The following is a 20,301-nucleotide window of genomic DNA, read 5'->3' as shown; positions in this document are numbered from 1 at the left end:
GTCTCACACCCAGCACGCGGCCGGGCACACAGCGGCACGGGGTCGGACGCGGCGGCCGGGACCGGCAGCGGACACGGTCCTCGGGCAACTCCCGGAGCGGGGAGGAATCTCGGCGGCCACGGTGTCACCGGGACCGCGCACCGTCCGATCATGGTTGGTACCCGCACCCTAACAAAGCCCGGACGGCGGATCGGTGCTGCTCCCGCGATGTGGATGACGTTGCCGGGGCCGGGGTGGGAATCGCTACCCTGACGCGGAGATTCGTCTTCCCGCGCACTTCCCGTCGAGGACTTCATGCCGCCACCCTCCGCGCATCCTGGGTCGCCGACGCTGGCCGACAGCGTGCGGCTGGCCGAGGACGGGGTGCACCTGTTGGACCGGCGGGTGTTCCCGTTCGAGCACCGGTGGGTGCATGCGCGCACGGTCGAAGAGGTCGCCGTGGCCATCGAGGACATGGTGACGCAGTCATCCGGGCCGTACTTCGCGGTGTTGTGGGGCATGGTGCTGGCGGCGCGCGAGGCAGCGCAATGCGATCCGGACACCGCGCGCACGCGGCTTTGCGCGGCTGGTGAGCGGTTGATCGCTACGCGGCCGACCAACGACCAGCCGCGCAAAGCCGTGGCGTGGGTGCTGGCTTCGGTGACCGCCGGTGGCGATGACGTGCCCGCCGCGGCACTGGCCGGTGCGCAGGCTGGCGACGCCGATTACCGGCGGCGAAGCCGGGCGATGGGGCGAGCTGGTGCGGCGCTGTTGCCGGATCAGGGACGCATCCTGACGCACTGCTGGGGCGATCTGTACCTGGTCGGCGTGGTCGAAGCGGCGTTGGAGCTGGACAAGCGTTTGTCGTTCGTGTGCACCGAGACCCGCCCGTACCTGCAGGGTGCGCGGTTGACCGCGGAGACGCTGGCGGAGATGGGGGTGGACACCACGGTGGTCACCGACGGCATGCCCGCGTCGCTGTTGCGCGCGGGAGAGATCGACGCGCTGGTGACCGCCAGCGATCGGGTCACCATGGACGGGCACGTGATCAACAAGGTGGGCACGTTGCAGCTGGCGGTGGCCGCGCACACCTTCGGAGTTCCGTTTCACGCGTTGTGCCACGCCCCGGACCCGGACTCGGCCACCGGTGCGGACGTGCCGATCGAGTTCCGCGACGGCGAGGAGGTGCTGCACGCGTTGGGGCGGCGCAGCGCCAGCGAGCGGGTGCGCGGGTTGTATCCGGCCTTCGATGTCACCGAGCCGCGGTTCGTGACCACCCTGGTGACCGACCGCGGTGCATTCGGACCGGATCAGGTGCACGAGTACTGGAACGAGCAGCAGAGGACGGCACGGTAGCGTGCGGGTGACGGCCCGGTGGGTCGTGCTGGACATCGAGGGACCATTGACGCCGACCAGCCAGGTGCACGTGGTGCTCTACGACTACGCGCGGCCTCGGCTGGGACCGTGGATCGACACCGTCACCGCGCAGCGGTTCCCGTCCTTCGACGAGTTGATGGCCGCCCGCTGAGGCCGGTTTCGCGGCGCCGGGGGCGGCTTGCCCCGCACCCGGCGCTTTCGTCGCACGGAGAGTTGTTCCTCGTCGGATGAGAACGAGACCGGCCGGACCGTTCAGGCCACGGCCCGCAGGCGGGCGTCGAGTTCGTCGAGGTCGGAGACGAACCAGACGTGGTTGGCACGGTTCGATTCGTGGACGAGGGCGCGCAGGGCCGAACTGGCCGCCAAGTGCCTGGAGATGTCGCCGACGATGACCAGGCGCAGCCGGTAGTTGACGAACTTCTGCATGACCTCCCCGGCAAATCCGGTGCTCAGGGAGAAGAAGCGTTCGTCCAGTCGGCTCGCGGGCACGGCTACCGCCTCGGCGCCGACAAAGGCCGCGCCGATGAGGTCCACCGCATCCTGCACGGTGGCCACCGGCGGCCCGTCCGGGTCGCATATCAGCACCTGCACTCCGGCCCGTTCCCGCACTACGTCATCAGGCACGGCCGACCTCCCTGGCGAGCAGGCGCTGCGCAGTGGCGGCACCCGGTATCACGATCCTCATCTGACTCCCTTCTCAGGATGACTCTTCGTAGCGGAATATGACCTTTCTTGCCTTAAACTACCCGATTGAATCGGCTGTTGCGGAATTTTACGGAATGATAGGGTTCTGCTATGCAGCAGGACATGTTCACTGCGGATGAAGTTGCCGAACGGCTGGGCTTGCACGTGCGCACGGTGCGCAACTACGTCCGGGACGGACGGCTGAAGGCCGTCCGGATCGGCAAGCAGTACCGGATCGCACGTGCGGAGCTTGAGGCGTTCACCGGCCAGTCCCTCGAACCGACTGTCCGGGACACCGTCACCCGCCATCGCCATGTCGGGGTGTCGAGCATCGTGGAAATCGACGCGATCAACCCCGCCACGGCCAGTCGCGTGAGCACCTTGCTGACCAGTGCGACCGCCCATCGCCGCGACGGCGACGAACAGCTGCACCTGGAGACGATCTACGACGAACAGCGCGGCCACCTGAAGATCGTCGTGTTGGGCAGCCTCACCACCAGCGCCTACATCTTCGGCCTGATCAGCGCGGTGATCGAGGAGCCGGACACGTGAGCGGGCCATATCGGTGCGACACCGGTGCCCGCCTGCTGCGCGAGCGCTACCGGAAGACGTTGGAGTCCTGGCCGGTGGACAACGAACAGCTCCGCGTGCCGACGTCCGAGGGCGAGACCTTCGTCATCGTGTCCGGTCCAGCTACCGCTCCCCCGCTGGTGCTGCTGCACGGTTCGGGCAGCAACTCGGCGCAGTGGATGAGCAGAATCGCCGACCTCACAACCCATTTCCGGGTGCACGCCATCGACATGATCGGCGAGCCCGGCCTCAGCGCGCCGTCCCGGCCGCCGCTGAGCTCCGACCGGTACGCGACGTGGATGGGTGCCGTACTGGACTTCCTCGGCCTGGCGCAGGTCCGGCTCATGGGTTTTTCGCTCGGCGGCTGGCTGGCGTTGGACTTCGCCACTCGGTGCCCCAGCAGGGTGGAGCGCCTGGCGTTGTCCTGCCCGACGGGAATCGGCAGGCAGCGCAACGGATTCCTGCTCAAGGCGATGCTGCTGAACCAGCTCGGTCGTTGGGGTCGGCGCAAGACGGTGACCGGGATGCTCGGTCCGGGGTTGTCGACGATGAACCCGGCGGAAGCGGCCGTAGTCGTCGAACAGGTGCTGTTCGTCTCGAAGCACTTCCGGTACCGCACCGGTGAGGTTCCGTTGTTCGACGACAACGCGTTGTGCGGGCTGACCATGCCAGTGCACGTGGTCGTCGGGCAGTTGGACGTCATGCTGGATTCCGTGGAGGTCAAGCGGCGGCTCGAATTGGCCGCACCGCATGCGACAGTGCGCCTGCTGCCCGGGATCGGCCATTTCATTCCCCCGCAGGCGACGGAACTTGAGTTCCTGACGAGCACCTGAGAGGCCACTGCGATCGCAAACTCCGGCGCTCCCAAGGGTATCCACGACGTTGACCGTGTGATTGGACGGGCTCCTCGTCGTGGTGGGTAGGCGACCGGAAGTAGGTCTGGCCCGGTGTGCGGCCTCCGATCAGGGGCGGCGGCCCGCGAGGACGCAGAACTCGTTTCCCTCTGGGTCGGCAAGACAGACCCAGCTCTCATCGCCGGTTTGGCCGACGTCGGCGTGTCGAGCACCTAGGTCGAGCAGGCGACGGACCTCTTCGTCTTGTTCCCTGTCGGTTGGGTTGATGTCGAGGTGGAGCCTGTTCTTGACGGTCTTGCCCTCGGGCACGGGCGCGAATGTCAACGTCGGTGGCACTGGGCCAAGGCGGTTCTTGCCTTCAGGCACCACGGGGGAGCCAATTGTGACAATTCCGTCGTCTTCGTCTTGCACCTCGTAGTCAAGGACCGCGCACCAGAACCGGGCGAGACCGTGCGGGTCGGCGCAGTCGATCGCGAGCTCGGTGAACTTACTGGTCATGTCAGGATCTCCCGGTCAAGTAGCGGATCCGCCAACGGCCACACGCTAACGCGAGGGCATTGCCGTCGCCGATGGTGGCGCGGTGGACATGTTCGTACTTCAGCGTGCATCTGGTACGTGGTTGCGCTCGATCAGCTGGTGCGTGGAGCTGCGTGCGGACCGTCCGGAGTGGAGCGTGGTCAGGCCGGTTGCGGCGGTCGCCGTTGCGGCGAGGGCGTCGCCGTCGATGTCGACCAGGACCAGGTGGGTGCCTTTGGCGTGCAGCGCTTCGGCGAGTGCTCGTCCGATCCCGCTCGCCGCGCCGGTGACGACCGCGGTTGGGGTGTTGGCTGGCAAGGAGGTCCTCCGGGGATCGAGCGTGGTCGCCTCATGCGCGCGGGTCTCGCGAAGTTATCGGGCGCCGCAGGGCTGACGCCACTGGATTTGATGTGCCCGCCGCGCCGCTATTTCGGGCGGCGGGTGAGGTAGTTCTGGATGCCGTCGAGTTGGCGTTGCAGGCCGAATTCGAACAGCGCGTCCAGGTCGATGTCGCCGCCGGTGGCGGTGGCCAGGTGCGGGAATCGGCCGGATCGCAGCAGTTCCCGCAGCACGGGTTCGTCGGTGTCGTGTCGTTGCCGCATGGTGATCCCGGATTCGAGCACGTATTCGTGCTCCAGGGCGTGGCTCATCGCGATGCCGCCGACGTAGCCGTTGAGGCTGACCACGATCTGCAGGATGTCGTGCTGGGGCAGGCCGAGTCCGCCGAGGGCGTCGATCTGCCAGTCGACGTGGGCCATGCCGCTGGACAGCACCGGCGGGTGGGCCAGCGAGGTGAGGGCGACCGGCGCCAGCCAGGGGTGTCGCCGGTAGGTGGCCCATTGCAGTCGGGCGATTTCTTCCAGTCGGGCGCGCCACCCGCGGCGGCCGGGTTCGGGCAGGGGTGCTTCGCCGAAGGCGGTGTCGGCCATCAGCCGGATGAGTTCGTCCTTGTCGGTCACGTGGCGGTACAGCGACATGGCGCCGACGCCGAGTTCGGCGGCGATCCGGCGCATCGACACGGCGGCGCGTCCTTCCCGGTCGGCGATGCCGATGGCGGTGCGCACGATTCGTTCCTGGGTGACCGGCGGTTGCGAGGTGGACCGCCGGTGCCGCGTTGGTCGGCGGTGGCCGGTGCTGGAGTCGCTGACGATGGTGCCGGTGCCGGGGACGGCGTGCACGAGGCCCAGTTGGCGCAGGGTGGCCAGTGCTTTGGTGGCGGTGGCCATCGCGACGCCCCATTCGTCGATGATCTGGCGGGTGGAGGGGACCCGGTCGCCGGGGCGGAGTTGCCCGGATTCGATGCGTGCGCGGATGTCGCTGACGATGCGCAGGTACGGCGGTTGCGGTCGGGGGCCCGTCGTCATCGCTGCCCTCCCTGTCCTTGCACCGTCGCGGGTTGGCGAGCGGGTCGACAGCGTCGCTTCGGCGACCACCGCAGGTGAATGCTCCGGTCGTTCGTGCTGACGATCTCGACGGTGACCAACCGGGTGTGGGGCGTGGTGTGGGGCCCGCAGTTGGCGACGACGTTCGGCGGCGACGAGGCGTACCTGACCGCGATGATCAGCGGGTTGACGGCGTGGCTGGGCTGGGTGATTCCGCTGCTGATCGCCCAGTGGTGGCTGGATCGCCACCCGTCCGGCGCGCGGCGCGATCGCCGGGTGCGACGGTCGGCTTGACCTCCAGTGCGCTGGAAGTTGAAGGCTGGCGGCGTCGGGTCCGCAAGCCGCACGGGGTGGTCATGTCCGAGCTGGGTTCCGCAGCCGCGGTGGGATTGTTGTCGCGCCCCTACCGGTCGTTGACCGTCGGCGCGCTCACGTTGATTTCGCTGGTGGCCTTCGAATACGTGGCGGTGGCCACGGCGATGCCGACGGTGGTGCGGGTGCTGGACGGGCTGGCGCTGTACGCGGTGGCTTTCGGCGGGACGATGGCCGCTGGTGTGGTGAGCATGGTCGTCTCCGGTGGGTGGAGTGACGCGCGGGGTCCGGCGATGCCGTTGCGGGTCGGGGTCGCGGTGTTCGCCGCGGGGCTGCTCATCGCCGGGGTGGCACCGGTGATGTGGGTGCTGGTGGTGGGCCGGGTCGTGCAGGGCCTCGGCGGCGGGCTGATCTCGGTGGCCCTGTACGTGGTCGTCGGGCAGGTCTTGCCGGAGGCGTTGCGGGCCCGGTTCTTCGGGTTGCTGGCCGGGGCGTGGCTGTTGCCGTCCATCGCGGGCCCGTTGCTGGCCGGATTGCTGGTGGAGCGGCTGAGCTGGCGGTGGGTGTTCCTGGGCACCGCGGCGCTGGCATTGCCCGCGTTGGCGCTGGTGGGTCCGAGTCTGCGTGGTTTGTCGTGGCCCGCCGGGCGGCACCGGCCCCGCATGCTCCGTCCACTGTGGGCGGTTGGAGCGGCGGCCGGTGCGTTGGGGCTGCATTACGGCGGGCAGCAGACCGGTGCGGTGTCGGTGGTGCTGGTCTGCGCGGGCCTGGGCGCGCTGGTGGTGTTCGCACCGAAGCTGTTGCCGACGGGGACGTTTCGCGGCCGGGCGGGCTTGCCCAGCGTGGTGGCGTTGCGGGGTATCGCGGGTGCGGCGTTTTCCACGACCGAGGTGTTCATCCCGCTGTTGTTGTCGCGGGAGCGCGGCTTGTCCCCCACCGCGGCGGGTTTCGTGCTGACCACGAGCGCGGTCGGGTGGATGGCCGGGTCGTGGGTGCAGGCGCGGCTGTCGTCGCAGGACCGGATTCCGGTGGTGGGCGCGGGTCTGCTGGCCGTCGGGTCGGTCGGTGTGTTGGTGACGGTGATCCCAGCGGTGCCGTTGGCGGTGTGCGTCGCGGGGCTGGCGGCGATGGCGTTGGGGATGGGTTTGGTCTATCCGGTGCTGTCGACGTTGACGCTGCGGCTGTCGCCGCCGGGCGAGCAGGGCATGAACAGTTCGGCGTTGCAGCTCAGCGAGTCGTTGTTCACCACGACGGTGCTGGCGGTGACCGGCACGTTGTTCGCCGCGTGGCTGGTGTTCTCGCCTGCCACCGCGTATCTCGCGGGCTTCGGCGTGGCAGCGGCACTGGCGTTGCTGGCGGTTGCGGCCGGATTCCGAGCCCGGTGACGCCGGTGCCGTCTCAGTTCACGTGGGCTTCGAGGGCGTCGGCTCCGGCGGGCGCCCCGCCGCAGGCACGGATGATCTGCCGCATCCGATCGAGATTGGCGCGGGTTTGCTCATCAGCGGCGACCTGCTCGACGGTGCTGCGCAGTTCCTCGGCCGTCACGGCGTTGGCGTCCAGGCGCTGTCCCAGGCCGAGTTCTTCGACGCGGGCGGCGTTGGCGGCTTGTTCGGGCATTTGCGGCACGGCCACCAGCGGGACCGCGAAGTGCAGGGCCTCCATGGTGGAGTTCATCCCGGTGTGCGAGCAGAAGACGGTGGCGTGGCGCAGGACCGCGGGCTGCGGGAAGGAGGCGCGCACGTCGAAATTGGCCGGGATCGGGCCGAGGGCGTCGGTGTCGGTGCGCTGCCCGGTGGCCATCGCGACCTGCCAGGGGCTGTCGGCGAAAGCCGCGAAGCACTTCTGGTAGAACTCGGGGCGGTCGTTGAACGCGGTACCCAGCGAGATGAACAGCAGCGGGGCATGCGGATCGCGGGGCTGCCAGGGCTGCTCCGCACGATCGCCGAGCAGCGGGCCGATGAACCGGAACCGATCGTCGAAGGTGTCGGCGCCCAGTTGGAATTCACGGGGTAGGAACACCAGGTTCAGCCCGGCCGGGGGCGCTCCGAAGGGCAGTTCGGCGTGCACGCCGAACTCCGCGGCGGCCTGCTGCATCCGCCGGGCCAGGTCGGCGAAGATCTCCACGGGGAATTCGGGCGTGCTGGCGGCGATGACGTCGCGCACCGAGAAGTTCTCGTTGGACGCGAAATTGGGCACCAGGGCGATCCCCGGCACGCCGAGCTTTTCGGCCAGCATGCGTCCGATGGTGGTCATCCCGTCGAAGCACACCGCGTCTGGCGGGTCGGCGCGCAACCGCTGGTGCAGCACCGGGAAGCTGGCCTGGATGTCGTCGAGCAGGAACCGCGCCAGGGTGTCGAGGTGTTGCGGGCCCAGCTGCGCGTTCGGCGCTGTTTTCGGCATTTCGGTGGGCAGCGCGATGACGTCCGCGCCGGTGGCCTCCACTGCGGACACCATCTCGTGGCCGACGGCGTAGCTGACCCGGTGACCGCGGTCGAGCAGTTCCGCCACCAGCGGCAGGGTGGGGTTGAGGTGACCGGCGGCGGGCATGCTGACGAAGGCGAAGTGCTTTTTCATCGAATTCCTCGTGGTGGACGGGCGCGGTTCCGCGTCGTCCAGTATCCGGATCTCCGGCGGTGGCGGCATGTGGCGTTGCTCATCGACGCGTTTCCACTGTGGCCGGTCGACTCGGCCGGGGGCGTCACAGCGCGGTGAGCACCCGCGGGCCGTCCTCGGTGATGGCGATGGTGTGCTCGACGTGGGCGGCACGGCTGCCGTCACCGGTGCACACGGTCCAGCCGTCCTCGGCGGTGCGGATGTCGTCGTGGCCGCCAGCGAGGAACATCGGCTCGATCGCCAGGACCAGTCCTGGTCGCAGCGGGGCGCCGCGACCAGGCGACCCGTCGTTGGGCACGAACGGCGCCTCGTGCATGTCGCGGCCGACGCCGTGGCCGCCGAGGGGGCCGGGGATGCCGTACCCGGCGCTGCGCCCGACCAGGCCGATGGCGCGGGAGATGTCGCCGATGCGGCCGCCGGGCTGGGCGGCGGCGATGCCGTCGGCGAGGGCCTGCGCGGTGGTCTCGGTCAGTAGCACGTCGGCGGGGCGGGCGGTGCCGACGCTGAAGGTGATCGCCGCGTCGCCGACCCAGCCCTGCACGCGGGCCCCGCAGTCGATGCTGACCAGGTCGCCGTCGGCCAACCGCTGCCGGTTCGGGATGCCGTGCACGATGGCGTCGTTGACCGAGGCGCAGATCACGCCGGGGAACGGGGTGGGTGCCCAGTTGGGCCGGTAGCCGAGGAACACCGGTTGCGCCCCGGCGTCGGTGATTACGGTGCGCGCGAGTTCGTCGAGTTCGCGCAGCGACGTGCCGACCGTGGCGTGCGCGCGCACGGCGTGCAGGGCGTTGGCGACGATCCGGCCCGCTTCTCGCAACACGTCGATCTCGGTGGCCGTTTTCAGCTCGATCATGCACATCTCCCGCTGGACCCAATAACTATACCGATATTAGTATCACGGGCATGGTTCGTGTGCCGCTGAACGAGCAGGAACGACAACGCGGCGAACTGCTCGGCCAAGCGCTGCGAGCGGCTCGCGGCGAACGCAGCATGGTCGAGATCGCCGCCGCGTCCGGGATTTCCACCGAAACCCTCCGCAAGATCGAGAAGGGCCGCATCCCCACCCCGGCGTTCTTCACCGTCGCGGCGGTGGCCGACGCGGTCGGCCTATCGCTGGACGAGCTGCGCCGCGACGTCGCGGCCGCACAGGCCACCCACCAACGCATGTCGGCATGACCCTCGGTTTCGCGAGCGAGTCCGATGCCCCCGAAAGCCCACCTCGTCAACGTCTTCGCCGCAGGACCCGGCGGCGGCAACCCAGCCCCGATCGTGGTCGACGCGGACCCGATGTCCGACCGCGACATGCAGGCCCTAGCCCGGTCGTACGGGCACGAAAGCGGCTTCGTGCGCTCCGCCCCGCCCGATTCCCGCTGCGACTACGCCCTGCGCTTCTGGGTGCCCAACCACGAAATGCCCATGTGCGGACACGCGACCGTCGCCGCCGTGTGGCTGCTCGACCAGCTCGGCGAACTGGCCGGTGACCACCTGACCGTTTCGACGCGCAGCGGCCCGGTGCACGCGCGCCTGTCCGGTCCCGTCGGTGACCGAACGGTGGAGATAACGCAGCCGCGCGGCGAAGTCGAGCCGGTGGACGACGACGCCATGCCAGCGCTGCTCGACGTGCTTGGAATGACGCCAGCCGACCTCGCGCCGCTGCCCGTCCAGAATGCCCGCACCAGCCGGGTCAAGACGCTGATACCGGTAGCCGACGTGGCCGTGCTCGACGGGCTGCGACCGGATTTCGGTCGTGTCGAACGCGTCTGCGGGCTGCTCGCTTCGACCGGTCTCTACCCGTACGCGGTCTCCGACGCGGATCACCAGGTTTTCGATGCGCGGCAATTCCCGCGGGCGTCCGGCTACCCGGAGGATGCCGCCACCGGAATCGCGGCGGCCGCGTTGTCGTTCGGACTGCTGGCCAACGGTCTCGTCGACAACACCGACCGCCGGATCCGGGTGCGGCAGGGACGGGCGATGGGCAGACCATCGGAAATCGCGGTCCGCTTCGTGATGCGCGACGGCCAGGCGGATGGCCTGTGGCTGGGCGGCAGCGCCGAACTCCAAACCACGCAACCACGTTGATCGGCGCGCACTGCCCAGGAACAGACGCGGTAGTCATCAGCTGGGCTCGTGGTGGGTCCAGACGAGGCTGTATCGCCAGAACAAGTGGCGGCGAACGCGGGTGCCGGGCAGGATCCGACGGGCCTGCTGGGTGATCTCGGCGAAGGTCATCGTTGCCGGGCGAGTGGGTGCGGTCATCGCGACCGGGCGCTTCCCGCGGCCGCTGGCCCAGCCGACGAGCAGGTTGGCCGGGACCGCCACCCCGGCGAGCAACCGGTCAGCGGTGGTGTTTTCGCGGTAGACGCCGAGCACCACGAGCGTGCCGTGGGGCGCGAGCCATCGCCGGAACTCGGTCAACGCCGGGGCGAAAGGCAGGTGGTGCAGGGCGGCCACGCAGGTGATCACGTCGTAGCGCTGGGCCGGTCGGTGTGCCAACGCGTCGGCGGCCGTGTAGTCGATGCGGGCGGCGCGCGGGGTCAATCGGCGGGCGTGGTCGGTGATCGTGGCGTCCCGGTCGATGCCGTGCACGCGTTCGGCGCGGGTGGCCAAGGCTCGTACCAGGTCGCCGCTGCCGCAGCCGACATCCAAGGCCCGCCCGGCGCGGCTGGGCAGTTGCCGCAGGATCCACCGGTGGTAGTGGGCGTTGTGGTCCCAGGGATGCGCGGCGTTGAACCGGTCGCAGGCCCGCACCAGCCAGGCCACGGCTGTGGATGCCGTCATGTCCGACGAGCATAGATCCTCTGCGCGCCACAGCGAGCCCTAAGACAGCCTTAAGTCCAGTTGAAATGACATTTCGGTCTATTCCGCCGACATTTCCGAACATTCCGCTGCGGACAGTCCACATAGTACGGTCGCGTGCACACTCTTCGTGGCCGCGCATGTGTGTTCAGTTGCTCGGTGCGCGCATTCGAGGTGTCGCGATGCAGATCACAACCGGCGGTCTTCGACTCCATACGCTCCGACAATCCACCGGAAACCGAACATGTCGCCCAGACGCAGGGCACAGATTCATGACGAATTCGCTACGATTCGCCAGCCGGGTCGGGGAGAACAACGGCACAACACCGAAGGAGTCACCAGTTGCCCGCCGAGCACCCCGACCAGTTACGCCGCTGGTGGTGGAAGACCCCGCTGGCGGCACGGCTGCTACCCGCCGTCGCGCTGCTGGCCGCAACCGGAGCCGGTGCCGTCCACGCCCTGCCGAACAGCGGTGGCCACAACATCGCCGATCCACCGCCACCACCACGGGCACCCGTGAGCTACGTCGAACCGACCAGCACCACACCGACACCGACGACCACCACCTCCGAACCGGAACCGACCACGCCGCCGAGCACAACCACCACGACCACCACGAAGACGACACAACCGCCCAGCACAACCACCACAACGACAACGACCACGCAGCAAACCCGCCCGCCGCGCCCGACCCGTCCCGACGACGACCGCCCGAACCCCACCACCTCCAACCCGGACGACGGCTGGGTCCCAGTGGTCGCCGAAGGCGAACGCTGCTCCCGAGAAGGCGACTTCGCCCGCACCTCATCCGGCGCGGCCGCCACCTGCCAACGGGCCGACGACGGCAAGCTGAGGTGGACCACGCAATGGTGAACGAAGCCACCGACCGCACCAGCGCCCTGCGCGTCCTGGAAAACGGCCCCTACGCGCCGCAATGCCCCAACGGGCACGGCCCGCTGACCACCACCGCCGACCACGACGCCCCGACCGGCGTGGCCATGATCTGCCCGACCTGCGGACACCGCGGCGCCCAAGCCGCGATGCTGCGCACCCTGCTCAACCCCGGGCACGCCAACTTCGACCAACCGCTGGCAGTCCCAACCGACAACCCGTCGCTGGCCGCCACCATCGAAATACCGCCGGTGCGCCCCGACAACACCGCCCGCGAACCACTGGGCAAGATCACCCCGGAAAGCACCCGCGACGACCTCAGCGACACCGACGAGACCTACTTCGACTTCCCCGGCGAACCCGCGCCGCCACCCCGCGGGCAGCAACTCGACGGCACCGTCCGCACCACCGGCTGGCTGCAACTGGGCCGCTGGCCGATCAGCTCCGGACTGTGGGCCGCACTGGCCGGAGCCGCACTCGGCCTGGCACTCATCGACCTCAACACGTGGCTGCCGCTGATCCTGCCCGCCGCCGCCTACGCCGCCTGGTTCGGCACGGTCCGCTGGCTGCGACCGGCATCGTCAGCCACCAACATCAACCGCGTGCGCGCCGACGAACTCCACCCCGGCGATCCGGTGCGCATCTACGGCCCGATCGGACCGGTCGGCATCGTCGACCAGGTCACCCCGGCCAGCTACCGGCAGGTCCTCATCCGGTTCACCGGCGGCACCCAACGCTTCCTGCCCGCCGACACCCGCTGCCACGTCGTCTACCTCCGCAGCTGACCCCACGGTCAGCTGCGCTCGGCCTCCGCGGCACCGGTCGAACCACCCACGACCGCATCCGATTTCACCGCATCGCTGGGCGGCAACAGCCCCGACACGTCCGAACCGGTGTCGTTGATCTTCAACACGAACGGCCTGGTCTCCGTGTAGCGCACCACGCTCACCGAACACGGATCCACCATGATCCGCTGGAACGCGTCCAGGTGCATACCCAGCGCATCCGCCAGCACGGCCTTGATCACATCCCCATGCGTGCAGGCCAACCACACCGAATCCGCGGCCATCCGACGATCATGCGCCCGAACCGCGGCCACCGCCCGCGCCTGGACCTGCGCCAACCCCTCACCACCGGGGAACACCGCCGCCGACGGGTGCTGCTGCACCACCTTCCACAACGCGTCCTCGGCCAGCTCGCTGATCTTGCGCCCGGTCCACTCCCCGTAATCGACCTCGGCCAGATCCGGCTCGACCACCGGAGACAGCTCCCGCTGCGCCGCCAACCCCGCCACGGTGTCCTGGCAGCGCTGCATCGGGGACACCACGATCTCCCGCAACGGGACCCCCGCCAGGCGACCGACCAGGCCCGCCGCCTGCGTCACCCCGGTTTCGTCCAACCCAACGCCGGGTGTTCGCCCCGCCAACGTCCCGGCACCATTGGCCGCCGACCGTGCATGCCGCAACAGGATGAGAGTCGCCACGTCCGCCGAGGGTAGGCGCCCACTCCACCGCCACCCACCTCAACCCCCACAAGTGCGGGTCGAACGACAACGCGGCCCGCACCACCGGCGCGGGCCGCGTTGTCGTTGAACAGCGGATCACGGCTGCATGGCACCGAAACCCAACAACGCGAACACCAGCACACCCAACGCGATCCGGTACCACACGAACAAGTACACGCTGTGCCGCTGCACGAACCGCAGCAACCAGGCGATCACCACGTAACCGATCACCCCGGCCACTATCGTCGCCACGATCATCTGCGCCACCGACGGCTGCAAACCATAAGCACTCGGCTCGAACACGTGCGGAATCTCCGACAACCCCGCCGCGAACACCGCCGGGATCGCCAACAAGAACGAGAACCGCACCGCAGTCGGCCGATCCAACCCCAACGCCAGACCAGCGGTGATCGTCCCACCCGAACGCGACACACCCGGAATCAACGCCAACGACTGCGCCAACCCCATCAGCACACCGTCACGCAGCTGCAACCGATCCTGACCCCGACGCTGCTGACCGAAGCGCTCCGCCAACCCCATCAGCACACCGAACACGATCAACGTCGTCCCGGTAATCCACAAACTCCGAAACGTCGACCGGATGTAGTCCTGGAACAAGAACCCCAAGATCCCGATCGGCAGACTGCCGACGATCACATACCACGACAACCGATAATCCTGCGTCCGCCGCACCTCGGCGCTGCCCAACCCGCGGAACCACACCGCCACCAACCGGACGATGTCCTTGGCGAAGTAGACCACCACCGCCAACTCGGTCCCGATCTGCGTCACCGCCGTGAACGACGCACCCGCATCATCACCGAAGAACAACTCCGAGACGATCCGCAAGTGCCCGGACGAGGAAATCGGAAGGAACTCGGTGAGCCCCTGGACCACGGCCAACACCATGGCCTGCAACCACGACACCGAAACACACTCCAGCACGATCGCAAGAACTTGTACATCCACCGGCCAACCGGCCGCGAAGCCAGAACCCAAATCTTGCAGCATCGCCAACAGCCACCCACCGCCACCCTGCCAACCCACATCCACCCAGGTCAGCTAGCAGCCGATCACACCGCGCAACCACCAGGCCCGCACCAACCGGGCACTGTGATCCGGAACACTCAGAATCAGACCCGCCGCTCCAGCTTCACCAACCGCGGCCGCCCCACCGAATACCCTCACCCACCGTGGAACACCGACAGCTCGGCCGCAGCGGCCTCCGCGTCTCCCGACTCGCCCTCGGCACCATGACCTGGGGACTGGACACCGACGCCGACGAAGCCGCCGAGCAACTGTCCCTCTTCCACGAAGCCGGCGGCACCCTCGTCGACACCGCCGACGTCTACCAAGACGGCCACAGCGAACAAATCCTCGGCGACCTGCTCAACACCCACCTGCCCCGCGACGAGATCGTACTGGCCACCAAAGCCGTCGCCCGCCGCAAACCCGGCCCCTTCGGCGGCGGCGCCTCCCGCGGCGCCCTGCTCACCGCCCTCGACGGCTCCCTGCGCCGCCTCCAAGTCGACCACCTCGACCTCTGGCAACTACACGCCTGGGACCCAGCAGTACCCCTCGACGAAACCCTCGCCGCCCTCGACACCGCCGTCACCAGCGGCCGCGTCCGCTACGCAGGTATCTCCAACTACTCCGGATGGCAACTGGCCACCGCCGCCACCCACCAGAACGCCCACCCCACCCGAACCCCCCTGATCTCCACCCAAGTCGAATACTCCCTCGTCGAACGCGGCATCGAACGCGAAGTCACTGCCGCCGCCAGCCACCACGGCCTCGGGCTGCTCGCCTGGGCCCCCCTCGGCCGCGGCGTGCTCACCGGCAAATACCGCAACGCCACCCCACCCGACTCCCGCGGCGCCACCAACCACCTCGCCAGCTACGTCGAACACCACCGCACCGAACGCGCCGCCCGCATCGTGCAAGCCGTCCTCACCGCCGCCGAAGGACTCGGCACCTCCCCCGCACACGTCGCCCTCGCCTGGGTCCGCGACCGCCCCGGCGTCACCGCCCCCGTCGTCGGCGCCCGCACCACCACCCAGCTCAAAACCGCCCTCGCCGCCGACGACCTCACCCTCCCCCCAGCCATCCGCGCCGCACTCGACGACATCAGCGCCCCCGACAAGAACTACCCCGAACGCAACCCCGCACAGCCCTGACCAGCCCTGCCGCCCATCGGAGGAACCTCCACCGCACCCATTCCGGCCCCACCCCCGACATGCCACCCTGAGAACTCGTCCTCGGACCCGGTGCGCAACCGCGCGAACCGAGCACTGAGACCCCGCCCACCCAGGCCAACCACCAGCCCACCCACCCGATCAGGGATCCTGGAGGAGGAAACCCGCACCACGCGGACCAGCAACACCAAGGAGGGCCTCGTTGCGTCGTCTGGTCATCACCTGTCTCACCGCAACCCTGCTCACCGGCTGCGGAATGGACACCGCCAGCGACCCCCTCCAAGTCACCGACCACCTCACCGCCGCAACACCCGCCGCCGCACCCCCGACAACCACCCCGCCAGCGGGCACCGTGCGCCCCGCACCCCCGGTGCAACTCGCCGCCTACGACCGCGACACCCACACCCTCGTGCTCGCCAGCGGCCCCAGCCTGATCCTCACCGACCCGAGCACCAACACCCAGCGCACCGTCCCGCTGCCCAGCGCCCCCGCCGCGCTGCACACCGAACGAGGCCAACTCGTCGCGGCCCTGCCCGACACCAACCTCGTCACCCGCGTCGACCTGCGCACCGCAACCGCGCAAACCACCCCGGTACCCGGCGGTCCCGTCGACGCCGTCGACCTCGACGGCAACCGCATGGCCGTCGCCCTCCGCAACACCGCCACGGTCACCGTCCTGCAAAACGGCCAACCCACCGCCACCGCCGACAAGTTCCAAGGCCCAGCGCAACTGCTGCCCACCCCCAGCGACATCTACGTCCTCGACCGCCTCACCACCGCACTCACCCCGGTCGACCCGGCAACCGGCAGCAAAGGCGCGGGGCTGCGCGCCGGACAAGGCGCCACCAACGCCATCACCGACCGCTACGGCCGCATCATCACCATCGACACCCGCGGCGAAGAACTCCTCGCGTTCAGCACCGACCCGCTGGTCATGAAACAGCGCTACCCGGTCCCCGGCGCCCCCTACGGCCTCGCCTACGACCCCACCCGCGACCTGGCCTGGATCACGCTGACCGCGACCAACGAACTCGTCGGCTACGACATCGCAGGCGGCGAACCACAAGAACGCCACCGGCTACCGACCATCAACCAACCCAACTCGGTCGCCGTCGACCCGGACAGCGGCACGATCTACATCGCCTCCGCCAACGGCGCCGGAATACAGGTGGTCACCGACCCGACCACCACCGGAGGCCCGTAGTGGCAAGCCACCAGCGTTCCCGGACCGCACCGCTGACCGGCGGCAAGTCCGAACGCTGCGCTCAGGCGATCGTCGATGCCGCGCGCTACACCGCGATCAGCGCGCCCAACAGGACACCGCACGCGCTTGATCACCTGCCGCACGCTGCGCAATGTATCGTCACGCCATGTCATCGGCGTCCATCCCACGCCAGCCGACCTGGACCTTCCCGATCCACTGATCGGCCTCTCCTCAACAACGGCCACGCACGACGAAGTGCCCGTCGATTGGAGAACAGATGAAAACGGAAGGAATCGACAGCGATCAGGACTGGGAGTACCGGCCGCTGCGCCTACCACCGAGCACCACCCGATGGAGCGCAGCGACCCAACTCAGCATCCACGCCGAATTCTCCGGCTGGGAACTGTCCCGAGTGCTGCTCTATTCCGACGGAACCCGCAAAGTCTGGCTACGCCGCCGCCGAACCACCCCCGGCGTACCCGGCCTGCTGACCTAGCGGCACCAACAGACAGTGTTGTCTAAGACCAGCACCACAACCCCGGTGCCGGTCTTAGACAACACTGCCGCGACCGGTCACGGGACTCGCAGCAGCCACTCCTGCGTCGCGAACTTCGACTCGACCAAGCCCCGCGCCCGCGCCCGCTCGCCCTCGGTCACCGGCCCATCGGACAACCCGAACCGCCGCCGGAAACCCTCGATCAACCGCTCGATGACCACCTCGCGCGCCAACCCCGTCTGCCGCCGCAACGGATCCACCCGCTTGTTCGCGCTTGCGATCCCCTTGTCCGACAACTTCTCCCTGCCGACCCGCAGCACCTCACCCATCTTGGCCGCATCGATGCTGTAGGACATCGTCACGTGGTGCAGCACCGCACCCGAAACCATCCGCTTCTGCGCCGCACCACCGATCTTCCCGGCATCCGAAACGATGTCGTTCAACGGCTGGTACCACACGTTCAACCCCAACTCCCGCAACACACCCAGCACCCAGTCGTCCAAGAACGCATACGACTCCGGGAACGTCATCCCCGCCACCAACGAACCCGGCGCGTACAGCGAATACGTCACCGTGTTCCCCGGCTCCACGAACATCGCCCCACCACCGGTGATCCGCCGCACCACCTCGACCCCGTGCCGCTGCGCACCCACCACATCCACCTCGTTGCGCACCGACTGGAAACTACCGATCACCACCGCAGGCGCCGCCCACTCCCAGAACCGCAACGTGGGCGCCCGCCGCCCCGCACCGACCTCCTCGGCCAGCACCTGGTCCAACGCCATGTGCATCAACGGCGTCTGCGGCCCATCATGGATCAACCGCCACTCGTGATCGACCCAATCCGAGGCATGCGTCAACGCCCGCCGCACCGCGACCGCAACCGCCTCCGCGCTGAAACCGACCAACCGCGCACCAACCGGCAGTCCACTCTGGATCCGCCCGGCCAGCTCCGCGCCATCGGCATCCACCGGCGCCCCCACCAACGCGCGGTTGATGTCCTCCAACGCCTCATCCGGCTCCAAGAAGAAATCCCCGCTCAACCGCACATCCGAAAGCCGACCGTCCACAACGTCCAGATCGACGACGACCAGCTTTCCGCCCGGAACCTTGTACTCACCGTGCACCGCGCACCCCTGCAATCGACGCCTACGCTTGCCACAACAGCACACAACATCCCTTATTCCAGCGCACATCGACCGCAGCACCCGAAAGGCGGGCCAGGAGTGACCGACACCGAACTGCTCACCGGCGCACTCCTCGCCGACGGCACCGGAGCACCCCTGCGGCCCGCCGAAGTCCTCGTCCAGGACGGCCACATCACCGCCGTCGAAAACCGCGGCACCCTCCCCTCGGACCTGCCCCGCCGCGACCTCACCGGACTCGTCCTCGCCCCCGGCTTCATCGACGTCCACTCCCACGCCGACAACGCACCGCTGCTCACCACCGACGACACCACCAAGATCCTGCAGGGCGTCACCACCGAAGTCGTCGGCAACTGCGGATTCAGCCTCGCACCCCGCAGCACCGACCACGCCGAAACCCTCTCGACATTCCTGCAACGCCTGTTCCCACCACTGGAATTCAGCTGGACAGGCTTCCACGACCTGTTCGCCGCCACCGACGCAACTGGCTACGTCACCAACTACTGCCCGCTCGTCGGCCACGGAACGCTCCGCATCGCCGCACTCGGCATGACCGACGCCGCACCCGACGACACCGCCCTGCGCACCATGCGCACCGCGCTGGAGGAAGGCATGACCGCCGGCGCGTTCGGTCTCTCCAGCGGCCTGATCTACCCACCAGCGGTCTTCGCCACCACCGACGAACTCAGCACGGTCGCCGAAGCCCTCGGCGGCACCGGCCTCTACGCCACGCACATGCGCAACGAAGGCGACAACCTGCTGGAATCCATCGACGAGGCACTGCACATCGGCGCCACCGCCGGACGCACCCACCTGTCCCACCTCAAGGCCACCCACCCGGACAACTGGGGCAAGATGCGCCCGGCGCTGGCCAAGATCCACCAGGCCCGCGACGCTGGCCACGACGTGGTCCAGGACGTCTACCCGTACACCGCATCCTCGACGATGCTCACCGCCGTCCTGCCCACCAGCTACCTCGCCGGTACCGCTGAGGAAACCCTCGCCCGCCTGGGCAGCGGTCGCGACGAGCTCGCCGCCTCGATCGGCGACCGGACCCAATGGGACCGCATCCTCATCGCCACCACCGCCAGCCACCGGTTCGAAGGCCGCACCATCGCCGAGATCGCCGCGGCCGAGGACACCGAACCGGTCGACGCCCTGATCAACATCTTGATCAGCGAACGCCTCCGGGTCTCGATGATCAACTTCTCGATGCACGAGGACGACCTCGAACTGGCCATCGCCGATCCGCACACCATGATCGGCTCGGACGGCTTGCCACCCGGTATGGGCGGCAAGCCCCACCCGCGACTCACCGGCACCTTCCCCCGCGTGCTCGGCCGCTACAGCCGCGAACGCGACGTCCTCGCGCTGCCCGACGCGATCCGCCGGATGACCTCGCTGCCCGCCAAGTCCTTCCGCATCCCCGACCGCGGCACGATCACCCCCGGCCACGTCGCCGACCTGGTCGCCTTCGACGCCGACACGGTGATCGACGTCGGCGATTACCAAGACCCGATGCGGCCGCCGAAGGGCATCCCCTGGGTCTGCCAGCGCGGCCGAACTGTGGTCGCAGACGGCGAATACCTCGGTTCCCGCAACGGAACCCGCCTGGCACCGAAGATCTGACGACCTCTCTGCGGCTTTTGCTCGTTCCCTGGAAGGTTTGTGTCTAGGGTATTAATTTTGATTACCACTGAAGTTATAGAAGTTAATACTTAACCAGATATCAGCCCAACCGGGCGATTCTGATCACCTCGCACGTGCGATCTCCAGAGCCGAG

24 protein-coding genes are annotated in these 20,301 nt (G+C 68.5%); 14 read left to right on the top strand and 10 right to left on the bottom strand.

Annotated features, from left to right (window positions below):
• Positions 1-294: 294 nt before the first annotated feature.
• Together MOQ72_RS03960 and MOQ72_RS03955 are read left to right on the top strand one after the other, a co-directional pair.
• Positions 295-1,335 (top strand): s-methyl-5-thioribose-1-phosphate isomerase, encoded by a 1,041-nt coding sequence (locus MOQ72_RS03960; RefSeq protein WP_242180585.1) that lies wholly within the window; start codon positions 295-297, stop codon positions 1,333-1,335.
• 1 nt (position 1,336) lies between these two features.
• A complete protein-coding gene (locus tag MOQ72_RS03955) occupies positions 1,337-1,507 on the top strand; it encodes a hypothetical protein (protein WP_372495277.1) in 171 nt (56 codons plus the stop codon).
• 101 nt (positions 1,508-1,608) lie between these two features.
• Here MOQ72_RS03955 and MOQ72_RS03950 read toward each other — a convergent pair whose 3' ends face one another.
• Positions 1,609-1,980, bottom strand: a complete 372-nt coding sequence (locus MOQ72_RS03950) for a DUF4180 domain-containing protein (RefSeq protein ID WP_242180584.1) — start codon at positions 1,978-1,980, stop codon at positions 1,609-1,611.
• 171 nt (positions 1,981-2,151) lie between these two features.
• On the opposite strand from MOQ72_RS03950, the gene MOQ72_RS03945 reads away from it, so the two are divergent.
• The gene (locus tag MOQ72_RS03945) at positions 2,152-2,592 is read left to right on the top strand and encodes a helix-turn-helix domain-containing protein (protein WP_242180583.1); all 441 of its coding nucleotides are present in this window, start codon (positions 2,152-2,154) and stop codon (positions 2,590-2,592) included.
• Positions 2,589-3,443 carry an alpha/beta fold hydrolase gene (locus MOQ72_RS03940; RefSeq protein ID WP_242180582.1) on the top strand — a complete coding sequence of 285 codons (855 nt, stop codon included), beginning with the start codon at positions 2,589-2,591 and terminating at the stop codon, positions 3,441-3,443. Before MOQ72_RS03945 ends, MOQ72_RS03940 begins: the two co-directional genes overlap by 4 nt.
• A gap of 129 nt (positions 3,444-3,572) precedes the next feature.
• On the opposite strand, the gene MOQ72_RS03935 is transcribed toward MOQ72_RS03940, so the two are convergent.
• The 3 genes from MOQ72_RS03935 to MOQ72_RS03925 form a co-directional block, all read right to left on the bottom strand.
• Positions 3,573-3,962, bottom strand: coding sequence for a VOC family protein (locus tag MOQ72_RS03935; protein WP_242180581.1), 390 nt, complete (start codon positions 3,960-3,962; stop codon positions 3,573-3,575).
• A gap of 99 nt (positions 3,963-4,061) precedes the next feature.
• Complete coding sequence (locus MOQ72_RS44285) at positions 4,062-4,298, bottom strand: SDR family NAD(P)-dependent oxidoreductase (protein ID WP_277953477.1); 237 nt, start codon at positions 4,296-4,298, stop codon at positions 4,062-4,064.
• 107 nt (positions 4,299-4,405) lie between these two features.
• Positions 4,406-5,344: a TetR/AcrR family transcriptional regulator C-terminal domain-containing protein gene (locus MOQ72_RS03925; RefSeq protein ID WP_242180580.1), complete on the bottom strand. Its 939-nt coding sequence runs from the start codon at positions 5,342-5,344 to the stop codon at positions 4,406-4,408.
• 78 nt (positions 5,345-5,422) lie between these two features.
• Here MOQ72_RS03925 and MOQ72_RS03920 point away from each other — a divergent pair, with 78 nt between their 5' ends.
• Positions 5,423-5,656 carry a DUF2306 domain-containing protein gene (locus MOQ72_RS03920; protein WP_242180579.1) on the top strand — a complete coding sequence of 78 codons (234 nt, stop codon included), beginning with the start codon at positions 5,423-5,425 and terminating at the stop codon, positions 5,654-5,656.
• A complete protein-coding gene (locus MOQ72_RS03915) occupies positions 5,653-7,059 on the top strand; it encodes an MFS transporter (protein ID WP_242180578.1) in 1,407 nt (468 codons plus the stop codon). The genes MOQ72_RS03920 and MOQ72_RS03915 overlap by 4 nt, the downstream gene beginning before the upstream one ends.
• Positions 7,060-7,072: 13 nt before the next feature.
• Here the strand turns inward: MOQ72_RS03915 and MOQ72_RS03910 are convergent, their stop codons facing one another.
• Both MOQ72_RS03910 and map read right to left on the bottom strand, forming a co-directional pair.
• Entirely contained in the window at positions 7,073-8,248 is a 1,176-nt protein-coding gene (locus tag MOQ72_RS03910) for a macrolide family glycosyltransferase (RefSeq protein WP_242180577.1), read from the bottom strand.
• A 124-nt stretch (positions 8,249-8,372) separates the two neighbouring features.
• Positions 8,373-9,140: a type I methionyl aminopeptidase gene (map, locus tag MOQ72_RS03905; protein WP_242180576.1), complete on the bottom strand. Its 768-nt coding sequence runs from the start codon at positions 9,138-9,140 to the stop codon at positions 8,373-8,375.
• A 50-nt stretch (positions 9,141-9,190) separates the two neighbouring features.
• Between map and MOQ72_RS03900 the strand changes: the two genes are divergently transcribed.
• Together MOQ72_RS03900 and MOQ72_RS03895 are read left to right on the top strand one after the other, a co-directional pair.
• Positions 9,191-9,463 (top strand): helix-turn-helix domain-containing protein, encoded by a 273-nt coding sequence (locus tag MOQ72_RS03900; protein WP_242180575.1) that lies wholly within the window; start codon positions 9,191-9,193, stop codon positions 9,461-9,463.
• A gap of 24 nt (positions 9,464-9,487) precedes the next feature.
• Entirely contained in the window at positions 9,488-10,366 is an 879-nt protein-coding gene (locus MOQ72_RS03895; RefSeq protein ID WP_242180574.1) for a PhzF family phenazine biosynthesis protein, read from the top strand.
• A 36-nt stretch (positions 10,367-10,402) separates the two neighbouring features.
• Here MOQ72_RS03895 and MOQ72_RS03890 read toward each other — a convergent pair whose 3' ends face one another.
• The gene (locus tag MOQ72_RS03890; RefSeq protein WP_242180573.1) at positions 10,403-11,065 is read right to left on the bottom strand and encodes a class I SAM-dependent methyltransferase; all 663 of its coding nucleotides are present in this window, start codon (positions 11,063-11,065) and stop codon (positions 10,403-10,405) included.
• Positions 11,066-11,425: 360 nt separating this feature from the next.
• On the opposite strand from MOQ72_RS03890, the gene MOQ72_RS03885 reads away from it, so the two are divergent.
• Together MOQ72_RS03885 and MOQ72_RS03880 are read left to right on the top strand one after the other, a co-directional pair.
• Positions 11,426-11,956, top strand: coding sequence for a hypothetical protein (locus tag MOQ72_RS03885; protein WP_242180572.1), 531 nt, complete (start codon positions 11,426-11,428; stop codon positions 11,954-11,956).
• Complete coding sequence (locus MOQ72_RS03880) at positions 11,950-12,759, top strand: hypothetical protein (RefSeq protein ID WP_242180571.1); 810 nt, start codon at positions 11,950-11,952, stop codon at positions 12,757-12,759. The genes MOQ72_RS03885 and MOQ72_RS03880 overlap by 7 nt, the downstream gene beginning before the upstream one ends.
• Positions 12,760-12,767: 8 nt before the next feature.
• On the opposite strand, the gene MOQ72_RS03875 is transcribed toward MOQ72_RS03880, so the two are convergent.
• Positions 12,768-13,457, bottom strand: a complete 690-nt coding sequence (locus MOQ72_RS03875; protein WP_242180570.1) for a histidine phosphatase family protein — start codon at positions 13,455-13,457, stop codon at positions 12,768-12,770.
• 117 nt (positions 13,458-13,574) lie between these two features.
• Positions 13,575-14,405: an undecaprenyl-diphosphate phosphatase gene (locus MOQ72_RS03870; RefSeq protein ID WP_242180569.1), complete on the bottom strand. Its 831-nt coding sequence runs from the start codon at positions 14,403-14,405 to the stop codon at positions 13,575-13,577.
• Between the two features lie 266 nt (positions 14,406-14,671).
• On the opposite strand from MOQ72_RS03870, the gene MOQ72_RS03865 reads away from it, so the two are divergent.
• The 3 genes from MOQ72_RS03865 (at position 14,672) to MOQ72_RS03855 (ending at position 17,373) form a co-directional block, all read left to right on the top strand.
• Positions 14,672-15,655, top strand: a complete 984-nt coding sequence (locus MOQ72_RS03865; RefSeq protein WP_242180568.1) for an aldo/keto reductase — start codon at positions 14,672-14,674, stop codon at positions 15,653-15,655.
• A 220-nt stretch (positions 15,656-15,875) separates the two neighbouring features.
• The gene (locus tag MOQ72_RS03860; RefSeq protein WP_242180567.1) at positions 15,876-16,877 is read left to right on the top strand and encodes a YncE family protein; all 1,002 of its coding nucleotides are present in this window, start codon (positions 15,876-15,878) and stop codon (positions 16,875-16,877) included.
• A 277-nt stretch (positions 16,878-17,154) separates the two neighbouring features.
• A complete protein-coding gene (locus MOQ72_RS03855) occupies positions 17,155-17,373 on the top strand; it encodes a DUF5703 family protein (protein ID WP_242180566.1) in 219 nt (72 codons plus the stop codon).
• A gap of 77 nt (positions 17,374-17,450) precedes the next feature.
• Here the strand turns inward: MOQ72_RS03855 and lplAB are convergent, their stop codons facing one another.
• The gene (lplAB, locus tag MOQ72_RS03850; protein WP_242180565.1) at positions 17,451-18,500 is read right to left on the bottom strand and encodes a lipoate-protein ligase LplAB; all 1,050 of its coding nucleotides are present in this window, start codon (positions 18,498-18,500) and stop codon (positions 17,451-17,453) included.
• A 99-nt stretch (positions 18,501-18,599) separates the two neighbouring features.
• On the opposite strand from lplAB, the gene MOQ72_RS03845 reads away from it, so the two are divergent.
• Complete coding sequence (locus MOQ72_RS03845; RefSeq protein WP_242180564.1) at positions 18,600-20,147, top strand: N-acyl-D-amino-acid deacylase family protein; 1,548 nt, start codon at positions 18,600-18,602, stop codon at positions 20,145-20,147.
• Positions 20,148-20,301 lie beyond the last annotated feature (154 nt).

Source organism: Saccharopolyspora soli (assembly GCF_022678645.1).
In the GTDB taxonomy this organism is placed as follows: domain Bacteria; phylum Actinomycetota; class Actinomycetes; order Mycobacteriales; family Pseudonocardiaceae; genus Saccharopolyspora; species Saccharopolyspora soli.
This window is presented reverse-complemented; position numbering and strand designations above follow the sequence as displayed.

Excerpts from the sequence above, each read along its gene's own strand:
- MOQ72_RS03890 (WP_242180573.1), bottom strand. The coding sequence starts at position 11,065 with ATGACGGCATCCACAGCCGTGGCCTGGCTGGTGCGGGCCTGCGACCGG.
- MOQ72_RS03855 (WP_242180566.1), top strand. The coding sequence starts at position 17,155 with ATGAAAACGGAAGGAATCGACAGCGATCAGGACTGGGAGTACCGGCCG.
- MOQ72_RS03925 (WP_242180580.1), bottom strand. The coding sequence starts at position 5,344 with ATGACGACGGGCCCCCGACCGCAACCGCCGTACCTGCGCATCGTCAGC.
- MOQ72_RS03900 (WP_242180575.1), top strand. The coding sequence starts at position 9,191 with ATGGTTCGTGTGCCGCTGAACGAGCAGGAACGACAACGCGGCGAACTG.
- MOQ72_RS03935 (WP_242180581.1), bottom strand. The coding sequence starts at position 3,962 with ATGACCAGTAAGTTCACCGAGCTCGCGATCGACTGCGCCGACCCGCAC.
- MOQ72_RS03960 (WP_242180585.1), top strand. The coding sequence starts at position 295 with ATGCCGCCACCCTCCGCGCATCCTGGGTCGCCGACGCTGGCCGACAGC.
- MOQ72_RS03895 (WP_242180574.1), top strand. The coding sequence starts at position 9,488 with ATGCCCCCGAAAGCCCACCTCGTCAACGTCTTCGCCGCAGGACCCGGC.
- MOQ72_RS03880 (WP_242180571.1), top strand. The coding sequence starts at position 11,950 with ATGGTGAACGAAGCCACCGACCGCACCAGCGCCCTGCGCGTCCTGGAA.
- MOQ72_RS03910 (WP_242180577.1), bottom strand. The coding sequence starts at position 8,248 with ATGAAAAAGCACTTCGCCTTCGTCAGCATGCCCGCCGCCGGTCACCTC.
- map (WP_242180576.1), bottom strand. The coding sequence starts at position 9,140 with ATGATCGAGCTGAAAACGGCCACCGAGATCGACGTGTTGCGAGAAGCG.
- MOQ72_RS03945 (WP_242180583.1), top strand. The coding sequence starts at position 2,152 with ATGCAGCAGGACATGTTCACTGCGGATGAAGTTGCCGAACGGCTGGGC.
- MOQ72_RS03920 (WP_242180579.1), top strand. The coding sequence starts at position 5,423 with ATGCTCCGGTCGTTCGTGCTGACGATCTCGACGGTGACCAACCGGGTG.